Origin of the sequence: Micromonospora sp. BL4 (assembly GCF_003667505.1) — a bacterium.
GTDB lineage: Bacteria > Actinomycetota > Actinomycetes > Mycobacteriales > Micromonosporaceae > Micromonospora.
Genome location: NZ_RCVJ01000079.1, coordinates 1 through 21,032, shown reverse-complemented (window position 1 = coordinate 21,032; position 21,032 = coordinate 1). Strand labels below are relative to the sequence as shown.

Below are 21,032 nucleotides of genomic sequence, written 5' to 3'. Positions count from 1 at the left end.
CCCGTGGAACGTCGACCAGACAGCGTCCACGGGCCCGGGCGCTGCTGCCTCGGGCGCGCCGGCACCCGGCGCCGCGAACCCGAATACCCCAGCCCCGGCCTCGCCCGCCGACTCGCCGATCCCGGCGTCACCCGGTGCGTCGGCGACGGCCGCCGCGCCGACACCCGCCGGCCGGAACGCACCCGTCTCGCCGGCCAGTGCCGGTTCGCCCGGTGGATCTCCGGCCCCCCGCCGCGCGGTGCCGCCGTCGGCGGTGCTTCCCGACCCGGCGACGCCCGAGCCGCCCCGACCCGGCGCGCCGGCCGCGGCGCTGGACGCGGTCGCGGTCCGCCGGGTCTGGCCCGACGTGGTCGGCAAGGTCAACCGGACCAACAAGCGGATCGCGGCCCTGATGCGCGACGCGGTGGTGCGCGACCTCGACGGCGACACGCTGGTCCTGACGGTCAAGTCCACCGTGCTGGCCAAGATGATGGCCGACCACGCGGCGGTGCTCACCGACGCGCTCTACGAGGAGTTGGGCGGGCGCTGGCAGATCCGTTGCGAGGTGGCTGGTGAGCGGGGCGGCGTGTCGCTGTCCGGCCCGCCGCGCTCGCAGCCCGCCGCGCCGGCCCGACCCGCTTCGTCGCCCACGCAGGCGGACGCCGCACCCACCCCGACGAACGCGATCGCCGCCGCCGGCCCGACCGGCGGCCCGGATGCCCGTGCCGGCCTGCCCGGCGCGCCGGGCGGTCCCGGTGTTCCCACCGGCGCGGGTGCGGGCGGGAACGCGTCCAGCGGTCGCGGTGCGGGTCGGCAGCCCGGCGGGCAGCCGTCCGGGTCGGCCCCGCCGGCCGAGGCCGAGGACGACTGGCCGGAGGCGGCCCTCCCCGGTGGCAGCGCGCCCGCCGCCACGGCGACCGAGGACGAGGACTGGCCGGAGGCCGCCCGGCCGGGCGGTGTCACCGCCGTGGCCGACACCCCACCGGCCGGCTCCGGCTCGGCACCCGCCCCGGCCGGCGCGAACGGCGCCGACCAGGGCCGCACCGGTGGAACGGTCACCGGCGCGAACGGCGCCGACCAGGGCCGCACGGGTGCAACGGGCACCGGCGCGAACAGCACGGACCAGGGCCGCACGGGTGGAAGCGACACCAGCGCGAACGGCGGCAGCCCGGCCACGCCGACCGGCGGCGGCAAGCCGAACGCGCGGGCCAACCCGACGCCGGCGGCCCGCCAGCCGGCCACCGGCGGTGCACCGGTGAGCAGCGCCATCGCCGCCGCCCGCGCGGCAGCGGCGGGGCGTGGTCCGCGTACCGGAGCGGCGGCCCGACCCACCGCGGACGCCGAATGGGCCGGCGAACCGCCCTACGACCCGGATTTCGACGGCCCGTTGCGCGGCGCCCGGCCGGGCGCTGCGGCGCCGGCGACCACGCCGACCTACGAGGGGTTCGACCCGGGCGACGAGCCGCTGGACGAGGTCATCGACGAGAAGACCGCCCGGGAGTCCAGCGAGGAGCAGGCGGTACGGCTGCTCCGCGAGACCTTCGGCGCCGAGAAGATCGACGAGGTCGACGCCCGCTAGCGGCTCTGCGCCACCGGCCGGGTGCGCTGTGCCCGGCCGGAGGGTGCCTCGGCGAGCAGGACACCGAGGCAGCAGGCCCAGAGCGGAAAGGGCAGGACGGCGACCCGTTCCATGCCGCCCACCCCGATCCCGAGACCCTGCTGGGCGAAGAACAGCACCGTCCCGACCAGCGCGGTCAGCCCGGCGGTGAGAGTGAGCGGTCGCCACCGGCCGAGCATCGTGGTGCCCGGCGCCAGCCCGGCGAGGAGCAGGCCGAGGTTGCCCACCCCCATGATCAGGAAGGCGCCGAGGACGTGCCGGTTCTCGTCGACGTCCGCCGGGTGGACGGCTGCCAGGGCGTACCCGCCGGCAGCCAGCACGAGCAGCGTCTGGGCCGACCGGACCACCCCACCGCGACCGAGGATTCGCCAGGTCAGCAGTAGCCCGGCGGCGAGCAGCACGGCGGTGGCCAGGGTCGCGACGTTCATCAGCGGGTGCCAGGGCGAGCAGACGTAGCGGGGGCGGCTGCTGTCCCAGATGCCGCAGTGGACGTTGCCGAGGTCGCTGATGTTGTGGATGGCCCAGCTGTAGGACGGGTGGCGCCAAGCAAGACCGGTGACCAGGTTGGCGACGAGGAAGAGCGGTGCGGCCGACACCCAGCACAGCGCGCCGACCCGACTGGTGCGGTTGAGGTTCATGTCGACGAGCAGACCAAACCGGCGGGTGCCGCCGCACTACGCGTAGATGGCCGGTTCGGGTAGTGGTAGCCGTACCCGTCGCAGGTCCACGCCGACGGTGATCCGCCCCGGCGTGGGCGGACGCACCGGGCGGGGCGGGGTCGGTCCCAGCGGATAGGCTGGGCGGCGGCCGAGCAGACGAGTGCGAGAAGGAGCCATCCGTGCGCCCAGGTGGACAGCCGAACATGCAGCAGATGCTGAAGCAGGCGCAGAAGATGCAGCAGCAGATCGCCGCCGCCCAGGCCGAGCTGGCGGAGGCCGAGCTGACCGGCACCGCCGGCGGTGGGCTGGTCACTGCGACCGTCTCCGGTTCCGGGGAGCTCAAGGCCATCAAGATCGACCCGAAGGCCGTTGACGCGGACGACGTGGAGACCCTGGAGGACCTGGTCGTCGCGGCCGTGCACAACGCCGCCGAGGCGGCGCGTGAGCTGACCGAGCGCAAGATGGGCCCGGTCACCGGTGGCATGGGCGGCCTCGGCCTGCCCGGTTTCTGAGCCGGCAGATGTACGAAGGTGCCATCCAGGATCTGATCGACGAGCTGGGTCGGCTGCCGGGCGTGGGCCCGAAGAGCGCTCAGCGGATCGCGTTCCACGTCCTGTCGGCGGATCCGGCCGACGTCAACCGGCTGGCCGGCGCTCTGCGCAAGGTCAAGGAGCTGGTGCGGTTCTGCACGACCTGCTACAACGTGGCCGAGTCGGAGCAGTGCCGGATCTGCCGCGACCCACGCCGCACGGACGAGGTGCTGTGTGTGGTGGAGGAGCCCAAGGACGTGGTGGCCATCGAGCGGACCGGTGAGTTCCGCGGCCGCTACCACGTGCTCGGCGGCGCGATCAATCCGCTGGAAGGGATCGGGCCGGACAATCTGCGCATCCGGGAGCTGATGACCCGGCTGAGCGGTGGCGCGGTGCGCGAGCTGATCCTGGCGACCGACCCGAACACCGAGGGCGAGGCGACCGCCACCTACCTGGCGTTGATGGTGAAGCCGATGGGCATCGCCGTGACCCGGCTGGCGAGCGGGCTGCCGGTCGGCGGTGACCTGGAGTACGCCGACGAGATCACCCTCGGCCGGGCGTTCGAGGGGCGCCGGGCGGTCTGATCTCGTACCCCGGGGGCGCCGCAAGCCGACGAGGCGATGCCCGGCATGGGTCGCCGGTGAGCGGTATACCTGTGAGGCATATTTATGACTCACAGGTATACCGCTCCCGACAGCGACCGCCCGGTGAGGGTGGCCATGGCGGCGTCCACCGGTGGGCGCGCACGCCCGCGAACAGCACGCCGTCCAGGACGACGCCGCCCCGTCGTAGGGCCCCGGCCTAGCGCGGATCAATGTGTCGCCCCCTGTATGCGCCGTGCCGTCGACTGTCAGACCCCCGCGCAAGGTGTCGGCTTGATAGCGATTGCCTGACGGCCGTTCCGCTCACGTGTGACATGTCATAGCCTCCCGCACACGGACCGAGCCACAACTCGGCGTGGTCATGCGCATGACAGAGGTGAGAGATGCAGGCGAGAAGGCTAAAAACGGCTGTGGCCATCGCGGCCGTTGCCGCTCTGGCGGTCGGCGCGGCCGGCTGCGCGGAGAGCGAGCGCGACGGCGACAGTGGCGAGGCCAAGACTGGCGGCACCTTCATCTTCGCGGGTGCCGGTGACCCGAAGAACTTCGATCCCATCTTCAACGATGACGGTGAGTCGTTCCGGCCGGTCCGGCAGATGTTCGACACCCTGGTGAGCCACAAGCCGGGCACCGCCGAGCTTCAGGGCGGCCTGGCCGAGAGCTGGGAGCACGACCCGGACGGCAAGGTCTGGACGTTCAAGCTCCGCCAGGGCGTGAAGTTCCACGACGGCACCCCCTTCAACGCCGCCGCGGTCTGCTTCAACTTCGACCGCTGGTACAACATGAAGGGCGCTGCCGCCCAGTCCCAGATGATCTACTACATGGACACCTTCGGCGGGTTCGCGAAGAACGAGGCCGAGGGCGCCGGCGAGTCGATCTACAACAAGTGCGAGGCCAAGGACGACGGGACCGCCGTCCTGACCCTGAACAGGTACAAGGGCGCCTTCCCCGGTGCCTTCGCGCTGACCTCGCTGTCGATCGCGAGCCCCGAGGCGCTCAAGAAGTACGACGCCAACACGGTCACGCAGAACGGTGACTCGTTCTCGTACAGCGCGTTCGCCAACGAGCACCCGGTCGGCACCGGCCCGTTCACCTTCGGTGGCTGGGACAAGGCCAAGAACGAGATCACCCTGAACCGCAACCCGGACTACTTTGGCGAGAAGGCCAAGGTGGACAAGATGATCATCAAGATCATCAAGGACGAGAGCACCCGCAAGCAGGAGCTCCGGGCCGGCACCGTGCAGGGCATCGACTTCCCGGCCCCGGCCGACCGCAAGGCGCTCGAGGGTGAGGGCTTCCAGGTCGTCAACCGCCCGGCGTTCAACATCCTCTACCTGGGCATCAACCAGAAGAACCCGAAGCTGAAGGACCTGCGGGTGCGGCAGGCGATCGCCTACGCGCTCAACCGCCAGCAGCTGGTGCAGACCAAGGGCCCGGGTGGCGCCAAGGTCGCCGACGAGTTCATGCCGGACACCGTGCTCGGCTACGCCCCGGACGTGCAGAAGTACGAGTACAACCCGGACAAGGCCAAGCAGCTGCTCAAGGAGGCCGGCGCCGAGGGTCTGACGCTGAACTTCTACTACCCGCCGGACGTCACCCGGCCGTACATGCCGAACCCGCAGGAGATCTTCACCGTTCTCGCCAACGACCTCCAGGCCGTGGGCATCAAGGTCAACGGTGTGCCTCGCCCGTGGAACGGTGGCTTCAAGGACGACGTGCAGCAGTTCGGCAAGCACGACCTGCACATCCTCGGCTGGACCGGTGACTACAACGACCCGGGCAACTTCGTCGGCACGTTCTTCGGCCGCGGGAAGGCCGAGTTCGGCGATCAGGCGATGACCGAGATGTTCGAGGCCATCACCAAGGCCGACGCCACGGTCGACGAGGCCGGCAAGAAGGCGGCCTGGGAGCAGGTCAACAAGGACATCGCCGCCAAGTGGCTGCCGGCCGTGCCGGTCTGGCACGCCCCGCCGGCCATTGTCGTCACCAAGGATGTCAAGGGTCTGGTTGCCAGCCCGCTGACCGACGAGCGGTTCAACACGGTCAGCGTCAGCAAGTGACGTTTGTCGGCTGACGCCGTAGGCGTGATCGGCCCGGGTCCGGGGTTTCTCCCGGCCCGGGCCGATCGCGCGACCATCGAGAGTCTGGTGTGTGAGAGATGTTGCGAGTCATAGTCCGCCGCCTGCTGCAGTTGGTGGTGACCCTCATAGCGCTGTCGGCGCTGATCTTCATCTGGCTGCGGAACCTGCCCGGTGGCCCGGTCGAGGCGCTGCTCGGCGAGCGGGCGACGCCCGAGCGCCGCGCCCTGCTGACCAAGGCGCTCGGCTACGACCAGCCGATCCTGGTGCAGTACGGCAAGTTCATGCAGCGGGTGGTGACCGGCGACTTCGGCAACTCGATCCGGTCCGGTGACCCGGTCACCGACGTCATCAGCCGTGCCTTCCCGGCCACCATCGAGCTGGCCCTCGCCGCGATGATCATCGCGGTCGGCCTCGGGGTGCCGTTGGGCTACCTCGCCGCACGTTGGCGTGGACGGTCCCTGGACAACCTCACCATCGCCGGCACCCTGCTCGGCATCTCGATCCCGATCTTCTTCCTGGGCTACCTGCTCAAGGACGTCTTCACGCAGAACATCCACTGGTTCCCGCCGTCCGGACGGCTGACCACCGGTCTGGACAACACCAACGTCACCGGCTTCTTCGTGCTCGACGGCCTGCTCACCCGGGAGTTCGACGCCAGCGCCGACGCGCTGTGGCACCTGATCCTGCCGGCGATCACGCTCGCCACCATCCCGCTCGCCGTGATCGTGCGGATCACCCGCGCGAGCGTGCTCGACGTGCTCAACGAGGACTACGTGCGGACGGCCGAGGCGAAGGGCCTGCGGCACCGCACCATCCGCGGCCGGCACATCCTGCGCAACGCGCTGCTGCCGGTGGTCACCACCATCGGCCTGCAGACCGGCGCGCTGCTCTCCGGCGCGGTGCTCACCGAGAAGGTCTACAACTGGGGCGGCATCGGCACACTGATCACCGACTCGATCAGCGGCGGCCGGGACTACCCGGTGCTCCAGGCGATCATCCTGCTCGCCGCGCTGGTCTTCGTGGTGGTCAACCTGCTGGTGGACCTCTCCTACGCCTTCATCGACCCGAGGGTGCGTGTGCGATGAGTGACCCGATCACCCAGGCCGGCACGCCGGCTCCCCGTCCCGGGGACGACAAGCCACGCCCCGGCATGAGCGAGCGCAGCATCGGCCTGCTCGGCGACCGCAAGAAGGCGCGACTGGACGAGCTGGCCCGGGCCAGCGCGGCCGACCGGGGTGGCATCAGCCTCTTCCGGGACGCCGTACGCCGGCTGCGACGCAATCCCGTCGCCATCGTCGGGGCCACCATCGTGGGCCTGTTCGTCCTGATGGCGATCTTCGCTCCGCTGATCGCGCCGCACGATCCGGTGCAGCGCTTCGACGAGCTGACGAAGAACCTCACCGTGGACACCATCCCGGGTGCCAGCGGCGAGTTCCCGCTCGGCTCCGACCCGCTCGGCCGGGACTTCCTCTCCCGGATGATCTACGGCGCCCGGCAGACGCTCTTCGTCGGCGTGCTCGCCACCCTCATCGGCCTCGCGCTCGGTGTGCTGATCGGCGCGATCGCCGGCGCCTTCGGCGGCTGGATCGACGTGGTGCTGATGCGGCTCACCGACGTGATGCTGGCCCTGCCGAGCCTGCTGCTCGCGATCACCCTGGTCGCCATGGCCAGCCGGTCGAGCCAGTGGACGGTCATCTTCGCGGTGGCCATCGTGAGCGTGCCGATCTTCGCCCGGCTGCTGCGCGGCTCGATGCTGGCCCAGCGGGAGAGCGACCACGTGCTCGCCGCCCGCGCGCTCGGCGTCAAGGAGCGCAACATCGTGCTGCGGCACATGCTGCCCAACTCGCTGACCGCGGTGATCGTGCAGGCCACCCTGACCTTCGCGGTGGCCATCCTGGACGCCGCGGCGCTCTCCTTCCTGGGCCTCGGCGACCCGGACATCAACCGGGCCGAGTGGGGCCTGATGCTCGGCGTGGACGGCCAGCGTTACTTCGAGGTCCGTCCGGAGCTGGCCTACTACCCGGCGCTGGCGATCATCGTGGTCGCGCTCGGCTTCACCCTGCTGGGTGAGGCGATGCGCGAGGCGATCGACCCGAAGAACCGGCGGTGACGGCGGTGCGAGCGAGCGGCACGACCAACGAGCGTCAGCGACGAGCGCGCGGAGTGAGCTTGCGAGCTTCGCAGTCGCGGGCGAAGCACCAGTGCAGTGAGGAAGTGACCCGATGAGCCTGCTCGACGTCCGTGACCTGAGCGTGGTGTTCCAGCGACGCGGCGAGCGGCCGTTCACCGCCGTCGACAAGGTCAGCTTCACCGTGGAGCCGGGGCAGACCGTCGGCCTGGTCGGTGAGTCCGGCTGCGGCAAGAGCGTGACCAGCCTGGCCATCATGGGCCTGCTGCCCAAGCGGGGCAACAAGGTCACCGGTGAGGTGCTCTTCGAGGACACCGACCTGCTGAAGCTGCGGCCGGACGACATGCGCGACCGGCGGGGCCGGGAGATCAGCATGATCTTCCAGGACCCGCTCTCGTCGCTGAACCCGGTCATCCCGATCGGAGTCCAGGTCGCCGAGGTGCTGGAGCGCCACCAGGGCCGCGATCGCAAGCAGGCGCTGCGGGAGGCCCGGGACCTGCTCGACGCGGTCGGCATCCCCGATCCGCAGCGGCGGCTCTCGGAGTACCCGCACCAGATCTCCGGCGGCATGCGCCAGCGCGCCCTGATCGCCATCGCGCTGGCCTGCAAGCCCCGGCTGCTGATCGCCGACGAGCCGACCACCGCGCTCGACGTGACCATCCAGGCGCAGATCCTCACGCTGCTCAAGCAGTTGGTCGACGAGACCGGCACCGCGCTCGTCATGATCACGCACGATCTGGGCGTGGTGGCCGGGCTCTGCGACACGGTCAACGTGCTCTACGGCGGCAAGGTCGTCGAGCGGGCACGACGGCACGAGCTGTTCGCGCACGCCCGGCACCCGTACACGCACGGGCTGCTCAACTCGGTGCCCCGGCTCGACTCACCGCGCGGTGAGCGGCTGCACGCGATCCGCGGGTCGGTCTCCGACAACATCCCGTGGGCCGAGGGGTGCGCCTTCGCGCCGCGCTGCGACAACGTCGTGGACGCGTGCCTGGAAGGGCCTCCGCCGCTCGAACCCACCGCCACCGGCGGCGACCTCCGCTGCAACAACCCCGTCTCCGAGGAGGTGGCGGTCCGATGACCGAACAGACCGGACCTCTGGTCGAACTGCGTGACATCAAGGTCCACTTCCCGATCAAGAGCGGCCTGCTCTTCGACCGCACCGTCGGTTACGTCTACGCGGTGGACGGCGTGTCGCTGAGCATCCGCAAGGGCGAGACGTACGGCCTGGTCGGCGAGTCGGGCTGCGGCAAGTCGACGCTGGGCCGTGGCCTGCTGCGGCTGGTCGAACCGACCGACGGCGAGATCATCTTCGACGGCACCGACGTCCGCTCGCTCAAGGGCGAGGCGATGCGGCAGGCCCGCCGTCGGATGCAGATGATCTTCCAGGACCCGCTGTCCAGCCTGGACCCCCGGCAGTCGGTGGAGTCGCTGCTGGTGGAGGGGCTCAAGGCGCACGGGCTGGCCGGCGACAAGGCGGAGACGAACCGGCGGTTGCGCGAGACGCTGGAGGCGGTCGGCCTGCCCTCGTCGGCGTTGGGCAAGTACCCGCACGAGTTCTCCGGCGGCCAGCGCCAGCGGATCGGCATCGCCCGGGCACTGGTGCTCAACCCGGAGCTGATCGTCGCCGACGAGCCGGTCTCCGCGCTGGACGTGTCGATCCAGGCCCAGGTGCTCAACCTGCTAGAGGACCTGCAGAACGAGCGCGGCCTGACGTACCTGATCATCGCGCACGACCTGGCGGTGGTCCGGCACATCGCCGACACGGTGGGTGTCATGTACCTCGGCGGGCTGGTGGAGGAGGCGTCCAGCGACGACCTCTACCGCGAGCCGATGCACCCGTACACCCGGGCGCTGATGTCCGCGGTGCCGGTACCGGACCCGTTGGTGGAGGACCGCCGGGAGCGGATCCTGCTCGCCGGCGACCTGCCCTCGCCGACCAACCCGCCGTCGGGCTGCCGATTCCACACCCGGTGCCCGTGGGCGCAGCCAACCCGCTGCGCCGACGAGCGGCCGGCGCTGCGCGACGTGGTCGGCGGCCACCGCGTGGCCTGTCACTTCGCCGAGGACATCGCCGCCGGCCGGATCCGGCCGCACGAGGTCGAGGTGGAGCTGGTCCGCCCGACCGAGGGCACCGGCCCGGTAGACCCGCCGGGCGAGCTGATCCCGACCCCGTGACGCAGCCAGGGGCCGTCCTGTCACAGGACGGCCCCTGGGCTGTACGGCTCGACGAGCGTCGGCGGGCGGCTCAGCCCTCCGGGCGGTGCAGCAGGGCCACCGCGACGCCGTGCACCGCGTCCAGACCGGCCGGGTCGGGCAGCGGCACCGAGCCGCCGGTCACCGCGTACCACTCGTCCGCGTCCTTGTACTGCACGCCGAGCGTGACCCGGCCGTCGGCGTAGCTGGTGCGCAGGGTCAGCTCCCCGGTCACCACACCCACCTCGTCGGTCATCACCCCGCCCGGCCCCGGGACGATGTCCGCGGTACGCACGGCGCCGCTGGCCGCGTCCGCATCCATGCCGGCGCCCGGTGACGCGGTGTCGGGCGGGTTGGGGCCGTCCGCGCTCATCCCCGCGCCGGGCACCGTGCCAGCGGTGCCGGTGCTGCCGTCCACGGTCATGCCCGCGGTCGCCGGTCCGGCCGGCGCGCTGCCGGCCGCCGCCGCGTCGCCCGCGGCCGGCGTCTGCTCCGGGGCGGGGGTTCCACCAGCGCCCGTCACGGCTTGTTCGCCCATGTGCAGCCCTCCAACATCTCGGTCAGGGCGGCCTTCTCGGCGCTGGTCACCGTCAGCCGCCAGTGGTGCTTGACCGTCACCCAGCTCTCGGCGTACTGGCACCAGTACGACCGGTTCGCCGGTTTCCACTGGGACGGGTCCTGGTCACCCTTTGCCCGGTTGGAGGACGCGGAAACCGCGATGAGCTGAGGCCGCGTGGTGTCGTTGGCGAAATCGCCACGCTTCGCGTCGTTCCACTCGTCGGCGCCCGACCGCCATGCGTTGGCCAACGGCACCATGTGGTCGATGTCCACGTCGGAGGGATCGGTGGCGCTGCGACCGTCGTACACGCTCTCCCAGCGCCCGCCGACCACGTTGCAGCCGGAGAGCTTCACGTCCTTGCCGTCGCGCTTCAGGATGGTGTCCCGCACGTCGCAGTTCTTGCCGGTGTCCCGCCAGTGTGGGAAGTGCTGGCGGCTGTAGCCCTTCATCGAGCCGGCGCTGGCGACCGTCAGCTGGCCCAACTGTTCGACGGCGTTGCTGCCGCCACTCGGTGGCGGCGTGTCCGGCTCATCGGGCGGGACGCAACCGGCCACGCCGAGCGCCAGCGCCGCGACGAGCGCGGCCACCGCCGCGCGCGGTCCTGATCTGGTACGCACAGACGACACCTCTCCAGCTTGCGGTCTCCCGGCGATTGCGCACAGTACCCGGGCATGGTTTCGGCGTTTCGTGGCGTCTCCCACATGCTGCAAGGCAGATTGGTGGGATGACCGCACCCGTACCGGCGCCCGCGCTGCGGATGGGGACCCCCGCCGGCCGAGGCACTCTGCTCGCCGCGGTGCTCGCCTCCGGCATGGTCTTCCTCGACAGCACGGTCGTCAACGTGGCGCTGCCGAAGCTCGGGCAGGACCTCGGCGCGAACGTGGCGGATCTGCAATGGACCGTCAACGGCTATCTGCTGATGCTGGCGGCGTTCGTGCTGCTCGGCGGCGCGCTCGGGGACCGCTTCGGCCGGCGACGGGTCTTCCTGATCGGGGTGGTCTGGTTCACCGCCGCCTCGGTGCTCTGCGGGCTGGCGTTGGGCACCGGCTGGCTGATCGCGGCCCGGTTCCTCCAGGGCGCCGGCGGCGCTCTGCTCACCCCCGGATCGCTGTCCGTGCTCCAGGCCAGCTTCCACCCGGACGACCGGGGTCGGGCGATCGGCGCCTGGGCCGGGCTGTCCGGCGTGTCCACCGCGCTGGGTCCGTTCATCGGCGGCTGGCTGATCGACGCGCTGTCCTGGCGGTGGATCTTCTTCCTCAACCTGCCGATCGCCGTGCTGGTGCTGCTGGCCGCGCTGCGCTGGGTGCCGGAGAGCCGGGACGAGAACGCCTCCCGGACCGAGGGGCCGGGCCGGACCCGACGCCGGTTCGACGTGGCCGGGGCGCTGCTCGGCGCGCTCGCGCTCGCCGGCGTCACGTACGCCCTGATCGACGCGCCGGCGCGCGGCTTCGACTCGGCCGCGGTGGTGGTCGCGGCACTGGTCGGTGTGCTGGCCGCGGTGGCCTTCGTGCTGCTGGAACGGCGGCGCGCCGACACCGCGATGCTGCCCACCGGGCTGTTCAGCAGCCGGCTCTTCTCGGTGCTGAACATCTTCACCGTGGTGGTCTACGCCGCGCTCGGCGGCTTCACCTTCTTCTTCGCCGTCTACCTCCAGAACGTGGTCCAGTGGTCCGCCTTCCGCACCGGCATCGCGCTGCTGCCGATGACGGTGCTGCTGCTGATCGGCTCCGCCCGGGCCGGCGCGCTGTCGGCGCGGATCGGCCCGCGACTGCCGCTGGCCGTCGGGCCGGTGGTGGCGGCCGCCGGTCTGCTGCTGCTTCGCGGCGTCGGCCCCGGCGCGTCGTACTGGCGGGACGTGCTGCCCGGGGTGCTGCTCTTCGGCCTCGGGCTGACCCTGGTGGTGGCGCCGCTGACCGCGTCGGTGCTGGCCGCTGTGGAGGACCGGTTCTCCGGCGTGGCCAGCGGCTTCAACAACGCCGCGTCCCGGGCCGGTGGCCTGCTCGCGGTGGCCGCGCTGCCGCTGCTGGTCGGACTCACCGGTGCCGGGTACGAGCAGAAGGCCGAGCTGACGCACGCGTTCCGGGGCGCGATGGTCTGGTGCGCCGGCCTGCTGCTGACCGGCGCGGTGCTGGCCCTCGTCCTGGTCCACCGACCACCCCGCTCGGCCCCGCCGTCGCAGCCCTGCCACTCGCTGCCCGCCGCCACACCCCCGAAGAAATGAGGAAGGGCCCCCGACCGGAGGCCCTTCCCTTCCCGGACAGTCGGCTCAGCCGCGGGCGCGGTTGACGGCGCTGGTGACCGCCTTGATCGAGGCGGTGACGATGTTGGCGTCGGTGCCCACGCCCCAGACCGATCGGCCGTCCACCTCGCACTCCACGTACGCGGCGGCCTGCGCGTCCCCGCCGGAGGACAGCGCGTGCTCGTGGTAGTCGAGCACCCGGACGCCCACCCCGACCGACTGGAGCGCGTTGACGTACGCGTCGATCGGGCCGTTGCCGACCGCGGCGAGCGACCGCTGTTCGGCGCCCACGCCGACCTGGGCCTCGATCTCGACCTTGCCGTCGGTGGTGCCGATCGTGTAGCCGGCCAGCCGCACGGCCGGGTCGGGCTGGTGGTCGAGCAGGTAGTGCGTCGCGAAGATCTCCCACATGGCGGCCGGGTCGACCTCACCGCCGTCGTGGTCGGTGACCTGCTGCACCACGCCGGAGAACTCGATCTGGAGCCGGCGGGGCAGGTCCAGCTGGTGCTCGCTCTTCATGATGTACGCGACGCCGCCCTTGCCGGACTGCGAGTTGACCCGGATGACCGCCTCGTAGGTGCGGCCCAGGTCCTTCGGGTCGATCGGCAGGTAGGGCACCGCCCAGGTGTGCTCGTCCACCGGTACGCCGGCGGCCACCGCGTCGGCGGTGAGGGCGTCGAAGCCCTTCTTGATCGCGTCCTGGTGGGAGCCGGAGAAGGCGGTGTAGACCAGGTCGCCGGCGTACGGGTGGCGTTCGTGCACCGGCAGCTGGTTGCAGTACTCGACGGCCCGCCGAACCTCGTCGATGTTCGAAAAGTCGATCATCGGGTCGATGCCCTGGGAGAACAGATTGAGCCCCAGCGTCACCAGGTCCACGTTGCCGGTGCGCTCGCCGTTGCCGAACAGGCAGCCCTCGATCCGGTCCGCGCCGGCGAGCAGGCCCAGCTCGGCGGCGGCCACACCGGTGCCCCGGTCGTTGTGCGGATGCAGGCTGAGCACCAGGCTGTCCCGGCGTTGCAGGTGCCGGTGCATCCACTCGATCGAGTCGGCGTACACGTTCGGCGTCGCCATCTCGACCGTGGCCGGCAGGTTGATGATCAGCTTCCGGTCGGGCGTCGGGTCGATCACGTCGATCACCCGGGCGCACACCTCCACCGCGTACTCCAGCTCGGTGCCCGTGTACGACTCCGGCGAGTACTCGTAGTGGATGTCGGTGTCCGGGGTGTGGATCTCGGCGTACTTCTGGCAGAGCCGGGCGCCGGAGGTGGCGATGTCGGTGATGCCGTCCCGGTCCAGGCCGAAGACCACCCGACGCTGGAGGGTGGAGGTCGAGTTGTAGAAGTGCACGATCGCCCGCTTCGCCCCGCGCAGCGACTCGAACGTGCGCTCGATCAGGTGCTCCCGGCACTGGGTGAGCACCTGAATGGTGACGTCGTCCGGGATCATGTCCTGCTCGATGAGTTGCCGGACGAAGTCGAAGTCGGTCTGGCTGGCCGACGGGAAGCCGACCTCGATCTCCTTGTAGCCCATCTGGACCAGCAGCTGGAACATCCGCCGCTTGCGCTCGGGCGACATCGGGTCGATCAGCGCCTGGTTGCCGTCCCGCAGGTCCACCGCGCACCAGCGCGGCGCGGCGTCGACGTGCCGGGTGGGCCAGCTGCGGTCCGGCAGGTCGACCCGGAACTGCTCGCGGTAGGGCTGGTAGCGGTGGTACGGCATCCGGCTCGGGCGTTGCCGGGCGATCGGATCGGTCTCAGCGTCGGTGACAGGTTGAGCCATCTCAGAGTGCTCCCTGGAACATGTGGCGTCAGCAGATCGGAAGGTGTCGGCGAGTTGCCGGGCGACGGTGCGCGGCGGTGCCGAGAGGAAAATCAGATGTGCTGGACGGCGCGATGCGACTCCGCGACGAGGTGCCGGCCGGTTAGGCCTCGTCGCGGCGGCTAAGGAGAAGAAGCGCCTGCCACATGACCAGGTCACCCTACGTGATGGAACGAGGGGTGGGAAGGTGGGTCCGGACTATGGGACCGGCGTCATGGTCGGCTCCGGGGCCTGGGAACCCAGCCTCGGCGTCCGTTCGGCCCAGGTCACCGCGGGTACGATCGCCAGCCCCACCAGCACGAAGATCGCCGCCGTCGGGTACCAGCCCCAACCGCCGGTGGTCACCCCGAGCGCGGTCAGCCCCGCCGGGGCGATCAGGTACTGCACCTGCTCGCCGAGCCGCAGCGCCCCCACGTACGCGCCGCGCTGGTCGTCCGGCGGAAGGGTGGCGGTGAGCCCCCAGGTGCCCGCCGATTCGATCAGCTCGGCCAGGATCAGGAGCGTTGCGGCGGCCACCAGCACCACGACGGTGAGCCCGCCCCGGGTGACCCCGGAGATCGGCAGGAGCAGGCAGAACAGGGCGATCAGCAGGCCCCCACGGCGGGAGGCCCGCGCCGCGCCCGCGGCGGTGTCGGCACCCCGGCTGACGCGCACCTGGAGCAGCACGATCAGGACCGTGTTGAGCAGCACCAGGGCGGCGATCACCGTCTTCGGGGCGTCCGTGTGGGTGAGGATCCAGAGCGGCATGACCGTCAGGTAGAGCACCCCGTGCGACGTGAGCAGCCCGGACAGCAGGGACACCGCCATGAACGGCCGGTCCCGCAGTACGGCGAGCCGACCCATCGGCTCCACCGGCCGGGTCACCTGCGGTAGTCGGGGCAGTCGCCGTACGAACATGGCCGTCACCAGGATCACCGCCGCGATGAACCAGACCATTCCCCGGTACGCCTCGATCGTGTCCACCGCCAGCACCAGGCCGCTGATCACCGCGCCCAGCCCGAAGCCGACGTTCAACGACGAACGCTGGTACGCCATCGCCGTGACCCGTTCGGCCGGTGGGAGCGCGTTGATCGAGTAGACCTGCCGGGCCACGCCGGTCGCCGCGTCCACGGCCGCCAGCGCCACCACCACGGCGAGGAAGCTCGCGAAGCCGCCCACGAACGGGTACGTCGCGAAGAGCGCCGCGTTCAGCACCAGTCCGACCGTCCAGACCCGCTGCGGTCCGTACCGGTCGGTGAGCCCGCCCAGCGGCACCGTGCCGAGCAGTGACACTCCTGCCGCGATGGACAGACCCAGCCCCACCTGGGCGGCGCTGAGCCCCAGCGCCCGCGTGAAGAAGACCGCGCTGCCGGCGTGGAACAGGCCGCTGCCGACGGCGTAGACCATGGCCTGCACGGCCAGGGCGCGGGTCAGCCCGGCGGGCGGTACGACGTGTCGGACGACGGTGCGAACGCTCTCTCTGGCCCCCATGGCCGGGAAGTGAACCCTGTCCCCATGGCCCCGGTCGAGTCTTTTAGGCTGAGCCGAATCCTGCGCCCGGGGGTGCGTGTGTCCGAGTTGCGGTTCAGCCTGGCCGACGTCGCGGGAGTGCGGTTCGCCGTGTCGCCGGCCAACGAGACGGTCCTGAGCATGTGGGCGCTTGCCGACCCGGTCCGCTACGCGGTGCACCTGCCCTGGATCGACCGGGCCCGGGTGACGTTGGGTCGCCCCGAGGTGGCCGCCCGGGTCCGACCGCTGGTGGAGCTGACCTGGCGGGGTTGCCCGTTGCCCGACTTCCTCACGCCGGCGGCCCGACCGAACGTGGAGATGGCCGAGCAGCTCGACCAGATCGCGGCGACGCCGCCGCAGGTGGTGGTCCAGGATCTGCTGGCGACCACCCCGCGCCGGCCGCTCAGTCCGTTCGGGCGGGCGCTGCTCGCCGATCCCCGAGGGCTGCTGCCGCAGCTCGTCGACGCGGTGCGGGTCTGGTACGACGAGGCGATCGCCCCGGACTGGCCGCGGATGCGGGGGCTGCTCGACGCCGACGTGGCGTACCGCGCCGCCCAGCTCGCTGAGAGCGGCGCCGGTCGGTTCTTCGAGCAGCTCCACCCGAGTCTGCGCTGGCTCGGTGACCGGGTGGTCAGCGACGACCCGTTCGAGCGGGACTTCGACCTGCGCGGTCGTGGGTTGGCGCTGAACCCGACGGTGTTCACCGAGCGGCGGGTGCTGTGGAACCTGCTGGAGGACTCGCTGCCGGCCGGGGCGTACCCGGTCCGGGCGGTCGGGACGCTCTGGGAGGCGACCGCGACGCCGTCCGGCGACCCGCTGGCGCGTGTGGTCGGCCCCGGCCGGGCCGCGCTGCTGCACCTGCTCGACACGTCGGCGACCACCACCGACCTCGCCCGACTCGCCAGGATGTCCGCCGGGAACGTCTCTCAGCACCTGGCCGCGCTCCACGCCGCGGGCCTGGTCTCCCGGTTCAGGCAGGGTCGACACGTCCTCTACCGCAACACCGACGCCGCGCGGGTCCTGCTCCGGGCCAGCGGCGGCGGGTGAGCCGGTCAGGCGAGCAGCAGATCGGCCAGCGGACGGCGGTGCCGCAGGCCGGTCTCCAGGGCACACAGCTCGGTCGGGAGAGTGAACGGGTCCCCGAGTCGGCCGATGGCGGCGACCACCAGCGGACGGACGCCGCCGGCCAGGTCCAGTTCGGTGGAGAGACCGGCCCGGTCGAAGCGGGTGAGCTGGTGCACGTGCAGGCCGAGGGCGGTGGCCTGCACGGTCAGGTGGGCGATCGCCTGACCCAGGTCGTACGCGGCCCGCTCGGCGTCACCGCCGGTGTGGGCGCCGACCACCAGGGTCGCGGCGTGCCGGACCCAGCCCTGGTCGCTGTCCGGGAGGTTGATCAGGATCCGTTTCCAGGTCTCGTCGTCCCGGTGGCCGAGGGCGAACCGCCAGGGCTGCCCGTTCTCCGCCGACGGCGCCCAGCGGGCGGCCTCCAGCAGCGAGGCGGACTCCTCGGCGGTCAGTTCGGCGCTCGGGTCGAAGGCCCGTGGGCTCCAGCGGTAGGCGAGCAGCGGGGTGAGGTCGGCCATGCGACAGATCGTCCTGTATGGGTGATTCGCCCCTGAAGGTGGGCCGCGAAAATGTGGTCAAGAGCACCCGTAACGGGACGAAGATCAGGGCGTTCCCGCGCTCGGGCTGTCCGACGGGTCAGGAGTCGGCGTCGGTGGAGCCGCGGTGCCCAGCGCCTCGCCGTCCGTCACCGGGCCGGCCAACTGCACGGCGGCCGGTGGTGGGCCGGGCGTCCCGGCCAGCCGCAGCGTCCCGGTCCCCGTCCGCACACCGGTCGGCGTGCCGTCCTGGTCGTAGCAGTAGATGCCGACGTCCAGCGGGGCGTTGAGCGAGGCCGACGTGGAGTCCACCGAGTAGCAGGTGCCGGTCAGTCCCTCCGGCGCGCCCGCTGGGGCGACCGCGAGCGGGGCACGCCGGTCGGTGAGCACGTCCAGCCAGTCGGTCAGCGGGTGCTGGACACGGGGATCCACCCGGCGCGGCAGGGGCTCGTCGCGCTCGCCGACGCGTACGCAGCTCGCCGGCTCCACCCGACCGGGTGACGGCAGGGCGCACTGGAACAGCCCGTCGGCGGTGGCGGCCAGCGAGATGTCGACGGTGCCGCCCAGCGCGCCACCCGGCACGTCGACCCGCCAGCTGCCGTCGTTCGCGCTGGTGAACACGACGGTCCGGTCCGGCTGGCCGCTGCGGCTGTACACGTACTGCGCCACCAGGTGCCGGTCCTGGGCGGCAGCGGCTAGCGCGGCCAACTCGTCCCGGGCTGCGTCGACCTGCACCGGCACGGTGTCGGTCGGCGGCGGAGGTGGGGGCTGCGCGCTGGCGCAGGCGACCAGGCATCCCGGCAGGGCGAACACGAGCGGACCGAGCACGCGGACGGCCGGACGGAGGAGGACGGGCACCGGCTCATTCTGGTGGTTGGCGGTGGCTGGTGGGGACCGGCACGTACCGGCCCGCTCCGGCGTGTCGGGCCCGGGCGTCCCGGCGTACCGCCGACCTGCCCGACCAGGCCCGGACGTGCCGGTCGGGCCGGATGGTGGGATCACCTGACCCGGCGTCGTTACCCGACGGATACCCTCAAGGGGTCTGACACGCGCCGCCGGCCCCGGTTCCGGCGGCGTCGGCACGCTCAGGGTCACTGGGAGGGAGTGCACCGTCGTGGCACTCGTGGTGCAGAAGTACGGCGGGTCCTCCGTCGCCAATGCCGAGCGCATCAAGCGGGTGGCCGAGCGCATCGTCGCCGCCCGCAAGGCCGGCGACGACGTGGTGGTGGTGGTCTCCGCGATGGGGGACACCACCGACGAGCTGCTCGACCTGGCCAACCAGGTCAGTCCGCTGCCACCGGGCCGTGAGCTGGACATGCTGCTCACCGCCGGGGAGCGGATCTCCATGGCGCTGCTGGCCATGGCCATCCACAACCTGGGGTACGAGGCCCGCTCGTTCACCGGCTCCCAGGCCGGCGTGATCACCACCTCGGTGCACGGCCGCGCGCGGATCATCGACGTCACCCCCGGGCGGCTCAAGGGCGCGCTCGACGAGGGCTCGGTGGTCATCGTGGCCGGCTTCCAGGGCGTCTCGCAGGACACCAAGGACGTCACCACGCTCGGCCGGGGCGGGTCCGACACCACGGCCGTCGCGCTCGCCGCCGCGCTGCACGCCGACGTCTGCGAGATCTACACCGACGTCGACGGCATCTTCACCGCCGACCCGCGAATCGTGCCCAACGCCCGACACATCCGGCAGATCACCTACGAGGAGACGCTGGAGCTGGCCGCGTGCGGCGCGAAGGTTCTGCACCTGCGTAGCGTGGAGTACGCCCGCCGGGCGGGGTTGCCGATCCACGTCCGTTCGTCATACTCGACCAACACCGGCACGATGGTCACCGGATCGATGGAGGACCTTTCCGTGGAGCAGGCACTGATCACCGGGGTCGCGCACGACCGCAGCGAGGCCAAGATCACGATCGTCGGGGTGCCCGACGAGCCGGGTGCCGCCGCGCGGATCTTCGACACGGTCGCCGGTGCCGAGATCAACATCGACATGATCGTGCAGAACGTCTCCACCGAGGGCACCGGCCGGACGGACATCTCGTTCACCCTGCCCAAGACCGATGGTCCGACCGCCATGGCCGCGCTCAGCAAGATCCAGGAGGCGGTCAAGTTCAAGGGCCTGCTCTACGACGACCACGTCGGCAAGGTCTCGCTCATCGGCGCCGGCATGCGCTCGCACCCCGGTGTGGCCGCCGGCTTCTTCGCCGCCCTCGGCGCGGCCGGGGTCAACATCGAGATGATCTCCACCTCCGAGATCCGGGTCTCCGTGGTCTGCCGGGACACCGACCTCGATGCCGCGGTCCGCGCCATCCACGACGCGTTCGAGCTGGGTGGCGACACCGAAGCCGTGGTCTACGCGGGGACGGGTAGGTAGCGCCGATGACGGCGCTGCCCACCCTCGCCGTGGTCGGAGCGACCGGTGCCGTCGGCACCGTGATGTGTGAACTGCTCACCGGGCGTCGCAACGTCTGGGGTGAGATCCGGCTGCTCGCCTCGGAGCGGTCGGTCGGGCGTCGGGTGCGCTGCCGGGGCGAGGAGCTCGTCGTCCAGGCGCTGACTCCGGAGGCGTTCGACGGCGTCGACGTGGCGATGTTCGACGTCCCCGACGACGTCTCCGCCGAGTGGGCGCCGGTCGCCGTCGGCCGTGGCGCGATCGTGGTCGACAACTCCGGCGCGTTCCGCATGGACCGGGACGTTCCGCTGGTCGTCCCCGAGATCAACCCGGAGCAGGTCCGCAACCGGCCCCGAGGCATCATCGCGAACGCCAACTGCACCACCCTCGCGATGATCGTCGCGGTCGCCCCGCTGCACCGCGAGTACGGCCTGCGCGAGTTGGTGGTCGCCTCCTACCAGGCGGTGTCCGGGTCCGGCCAGGCCGGCGTGGAGATCCTGCACGACCAGCTCGCCAAGGTCGCCGGTGGTCGCGGGCTCGGCTCGCGGACCGGTGACGTGCGACAGGCGGTCGGCGACGACCTGGGGCCGTTCCCGGCGCCGCTGGCGCTCAATGTGGTGCCCTGGGCCGGCTCGCCGGCCGACGGCGGCTGGTCGTCGGAGGAGATGAAGGTCCGCAACGAGACGCGGAAGATTCTCGGCCTGCCCGACCTGAAGGTCTCCGCCACCTGCGTCCGGGTGCCGGTGGTGACCGGCCACTCGGTGGCCGTGCACGCGGTCTTCGCCACCGAGGTGGACGCCGAGGGCGCCCGCGAGGCGCTGCGCAACGCCCCCGGGGTGATCCTGGTCGACGACCCCGCCGCCGGTGAGTTCCCGATGCCGATCGACGCCGTCGGCACCGACCCGTCCTGGGTCGGCCGGATCCGCCGCGCCCTCGACGACCCGCGCGCCCTCGACCTCTTCATCACCGGCGACAACCTGCGCAAGGGCTCGGCCCTGAACACCGCCCAGATCGCCGAACTCCTGGCCAAAGACCTGACCCCGTAACCCCCCCGGGATCCGCGGAGACCTCGCGACCACTGCCCGTGTCGATCATGGAGTTGTGGTGGGCGTTATGCGCGGATAAAAGCCCTCTTGGGA

General features: G+C 71.6%; 19 protein-coding genes. 12 read left to right on the top strand and 7 right to left on the bottom strand.

Annotated features, from left to right (window positions below):
- The first annotated feature begins 253 nt into the window (after positions 1-253).
- Positions 254-1,558: a hypothetical protein gene (locus EAD89_RS06960; protein ID WP_199733426.1), complete on the top strand. Its 1,305-nt coding sequence runs from the start codon at positions 254-256 to the stop codon at positions 1,556-1,558.
- Here EAD89_RS06960 and EAD89_RS06955 read toward each other — a convergent pair.
- On the bottom strand, positions 1,555-2,235 hold the full coding sequence (locus EAD89_RS06955; RefSeq protein WP_121675141.1) for a DUF998 domain-containing protein: 681 nt from the start codon (positions 2,233-2,235) through the stop codon (positions 1,555-1,557). The two genes, EAD89_RS06960 and EAD89_RS06955, sit on opposite strands and share 4 nt — an antisense overlap.
- A gap of 224 nt (positions 2,236-2,459) precedes the next feature.
- Between EAD89_RS06955 and EAD89_RS06950 the strand changes: the two genes are divergently transcribed.
- The 7 genes from EAD89_RS06950 to EAD89_RS06920 all read left to right on the top strand — a co-directional run bounded on the left by EAD89_RS06950 (position 2,460) and on the right by EAD89_RS06920 (position 9,772).
- Positions 2,460-2,768, top strand: a complete 309-nt coding sequence (locus tag EAD89_RS06950; protein ID WP_233578266.1) for a YbaB/EbfC family nucleoid-associated protein — start codon at positions 2,460-2,462, stop codon at positions 2,766-2,768.
- A gap of 8 nt (positions 2,769-2,776) precedes the next feature.
- Complete coding sequence (gene recR / locus EAD89_RS06945; protein WP_074315222.1) at positions 2,777-3,370, top strand: recombination mediator RecR; 594 nt, start codon at positions 2,777-2,779, stop codon at positions 3,368-3,370.
- 401 nt (positions 3,371-3,771) lie between these two features.
- Complete coding sequence (locus EAD89_RS06940) at positions 3,772-5,445, top strand: ABC transporter substrate-binding protein (protein ID WP_121655926.1); 1,674 nt, start codon at positions 3,772-3,774, stop codon at positions 5,443-5,445.
- A 98-nt stretch (positions 5,446-5,543) separates the two neighbouring features.
- Positions 5,544-6,551, top strand: coding sequence for an ABC transporter permease (locus EAD89_RS06935; protein WP_089018573.1), 1,008 nt, complete (start codon positions 5,544-5,546; stop codon positions 6,549-6,551).
- A gap of 65 nt (positions 6,552-6,616) precedes the next feature.
- Positions 6,617-7,576 carry an ABC transporter permease gene (locus tag EAD89_RS06930; protein WP_199723496.1) on the top strand — a complete coding sequence of 320 codons (960 nt, stop codon included), beginning with the start codon at positions 6,617-6,619 and terminating at the stop codon, positions 7,574-7,576.
- 112 nt (positions 7,577-7,688) lie between these two features.
- Complete coding sequence (locus EAD89_RS06925) at positions 7,689-8,675, top strand: ABC transporter ATP-binding protein (RefSeq protein WP_121655927.1); 987 nt, start codon at positions 7,689-7,691, stop codon at positions 8,673-8,675.
- Positions 8,672-9,772: an ABC transporter ATP-binding protein gene (locus EAD89_RS06920; RefSeq protein WP_121655928.1), complete on the top strand. Its 1,101-nt coding sequence runs from the start codon at positions 8,672-8,674 to the stop codon at positions 9,770-9,772. The genes EAD89_RS06925 and EAD89_RS06920 overlap by 4 nt, the downstream gene beginning before the upstream one ends.
- Before the next feature lie 70 nt (positions 9,773-9,842).
- On the opposite strand, the gene EAD89_RS06915 is transcribed toward EAD89_RS06920, so the two are convergent.
- Together EAD89_RS06915 and EAD89_RS06910 are read right to left on the bottom strand one after the other, a co-directional pair.
- Positions 9,843-10,328 carry a hypothetical protein gene (locus tag EAD89_RS06915; protein WP_121655929.1) on the bottom strand — a complete coding sequence of 162 codons (486 nt, stop codon included), beginning with the start codon at positions 10,326-10,328 and terminating at the stop codon, positions 9,843-9,845.
- Positions 10,310-10,966, bottom strand: coding sequence for an HNH endonuclease family protein (locus EAD89_RS06910; protein WP_121655930.1), 657 nt, complete (start codon positions 10,964-10,966; stop codon positions 10,310-10,312). The genes EAD89_RS06915 and EAD89_RS06910 overlap by 19 nt, the downstream gene beginning before the upstream one ends.
- Positions 10,967-11,073: 107 nt before the next feature.
- On the opposite strand from EAD89_RS06910, the gene EAD89_RS06905 reads away from it, so the two are divergent.
- The gene (locus EAD89_RS06905) at positions 11,074-12,570 is read left to right on the top strand and encodes an MFS transporter (RefSeq protein WP_121655931.1); all 1,497 of its coding nucleotides are present in this window, start codon (positions 11,074-11,076) and stop codon (positions 12,568-12,570) included.
- A 45-nt stretch (positions 12,571-12,615) separates the two neighbouring features.
- Here EAD89_RS06905 and leuA read toward each other — a convergent pair whose 3' ends face one another.
- Together leuA and EAD89_RS06895 are read right to left on the bottom strand one after the other, a co-directional pair.
- On the bottom strand, positions 12,616-14,367 hold the full coding sequence (gene leuA, locus EAD89_RS06900; protein WP_121675140.1) for a 2-isopropylmalate synthase: 1,752 nt from the start codon (positions 14,365-14,367) through the stop codon (positions 12,616-12,618).
- Between the two features lie 237 nt (positions 14,368-14,604).
- Positions 14,605-15,876, bottom strand: a complete 1,272-nt coding sequence (locus EAD89_RS06895) for an MFS transporter (RefSeq protein WP_121675139.1) — start codon at positions 15,874-15,876, stop codon at positions 14,605-14,607.
- A gap of 78 nt (positions 15,877-15,954) precedes the next feature.
- On the opposite strand from EAD89_RS06895, the gene EAD89_RS06890 reads away from it, so the two are divergent.
- The gene (locus EAD89_RS06890) at positions 15,955-16,941 is read left to right on the top strand and encodes an ArsR family transcriptional regulator (RefSeq protein WP_158610722.1); all 987 of its coding nucleotides are present in this window, start codon (positions 15,955-15,957) and stop codon (positions 16,939-16,941) included.
- 5 nt (positions 16,942-16,946) lie between these two features.
- Here EAD89_RS06890 and EAD89_RS06885 read toward each other — a convergent pair whose 3' ends face one another.
- Together EAD89_RS06885 and EAD89_RS06880 are read right to left on the bottom strand one after the other, a co-directional pair.
- The gene (locus EAD89_RS06885; RefSeq protein ID WP_121655935.1) at positions 16,947-17,477 is read right to left on the bottom strand and encodes a nitroreductase family protein; all 531 of its coding nucleotides are present in this window, start codon (positions 17,475-17,477) and stop codon (positions 16,947-16,949) included.
- Between the two features lie 84 nt (positions 17,478-17,561).
- The gene (locus EAD89_RS06880; protein ID WP_121675137.1) at positions 17,562-18,353 is read right to left on the bottom strand and encodes a hypothetical protein; all 792 of its coding nucleotides are present in this window, start codon (positions 18,351-18,353) and stop codon (positions 17,562-17,564) included.
- A gap of 256 nt (positions 18,354-18,609) precedes the next feature.
- On the opposite strand from EAD89_RS06880, the gene EAD89_RS06875 reads away from it, so the two are divergent.
- Entirely contained in the window at positions 18,610-19,875 is a 1,266-nt protein-coding gene (locus tag EAD89_RS06875) for an aspartate kinase (RefSeq protein WP_121655937.1), read from the top strand.
- A 5-nt stretch (positions 19,876-19,880) separates the two neighbouring features.
- Positions 19,881-20,939 carry an aspartate-semialdehyde dehydrogenase gene (locus tag EAD89_RS06870; RefSeq protein ID WP_121655938.1) on the top strand — a complete coding sequence of 353 codons (1,059 nt, stop codon included), beginning with the start codon at positions 19,881-19,883 and terminating at the stop codon, positions 20,937-20,939.
- Positions 20,940-21,032: the final 93 nt, after the last annotated feature.

Excerpts from the sequence above, each read along its gene's own strand:
- EAD89_RS06955 (WP_121675141.1), bottom strand. The coding sequence starts at position 2,235 with ATGAACCTCAACCGCACCAGTCGGGTCGGCGCGCTGTGCTGGGTGTCG.
- EAD89_RS06950 (WP_233578266.1), top strand. The coding sequence starts at position 2,460 with ATGCAGCAGATGCTGAAGCAGGCGCAGAAGATGCAGCAGCAGATCGCC.
- recR (WP_074315222.1), top strand. The coding sequence starts at position 2,777 with ATGTACGAAGGTGCCATCCAGGATCTGATCGACGAGCTGGGTCGGCTG.
- EAD89_RS06940 (WP_121655926.1), top strand. The coding sequence starts at position 3,772 with ATGCAGGCGAGAAGGCTAAAAACGGCTGTGGCCATCGCGGCCGTTGCC.
- EAD89_RS06935 (WP_089018573.1), top strand. The coding sequence starts at position 5,544 with ATGTTGCGAGTCATAGTCCGCCGCCTGCTGCAGTTGGTGGTGACCCTC.
- EAD89_RS06930 (WP_199723496.1), top strand. The coding sequence starts at position 6,617 with ATGAGCGAGCGCAGCATCGGCCTGCTCGGCGACCGCAAGAAGGCGCGA.
- EAD89_RS06925 (WP_121655927.1), top strand. The coding sequence starts at position 7,689 with ATGAGCCTGCTCGACGTCCGTGACCTGAGCGTGGTGTTCCAGCGACGC.
- EAD89_RS06920 (WP_121655928.1), top strand. The coding sequence starts at position 8,672 with ATGACCGAACAGACCGGACCTCTGGTCGAACTGCGTGACATCAAGGTC.
- EAD89_RS06915 (WP_121655929.1), bottom strand. The coding sequence starts at position 10,328 with ATGGGCGAACAAGCCGTGACGGGCGCTGGTGGAACCCCCGCCCCGGAG.
- EAD89_RS06905 (WP_121655931.1), top strand. The coding sequence starts at position 11,074 with ATGACCGCACCCGTACCGGCGCCCGCGCTGCGGATGGGGACCCCCGCC.
- leuA (WP_121675140.1), bottom strand. The coding sequence starts at position 14,367 with ATGGCTCAACCTGTCACCGACGCTGAGACCGATCCGATCGCCCGGCAA.
- EAD89_RS06895 (WP_121675139.1), bottom strand. The coding sequence starts at position 15,876 with ATGGGGGCCAGAGAGAGCGTTCGCACCGTCGTCCGACACGTCGTACCG.
- EAD89_RS06885 (WP_121655935.1), bottom strand. The coding sequence starts at position 17,477 with ATGGCCGACCTCACCCCGCTGCTCGCCTACCGCTGGAGCCCACGGGCC.
- EAD89_RS06870 (WP_121655938.1), top strand. The coding sequence starts at position 19,881 with ATGACGGCGCTGCCCACCCTCGCCGTGGTCGGAGCGACCGGTGCCGTC.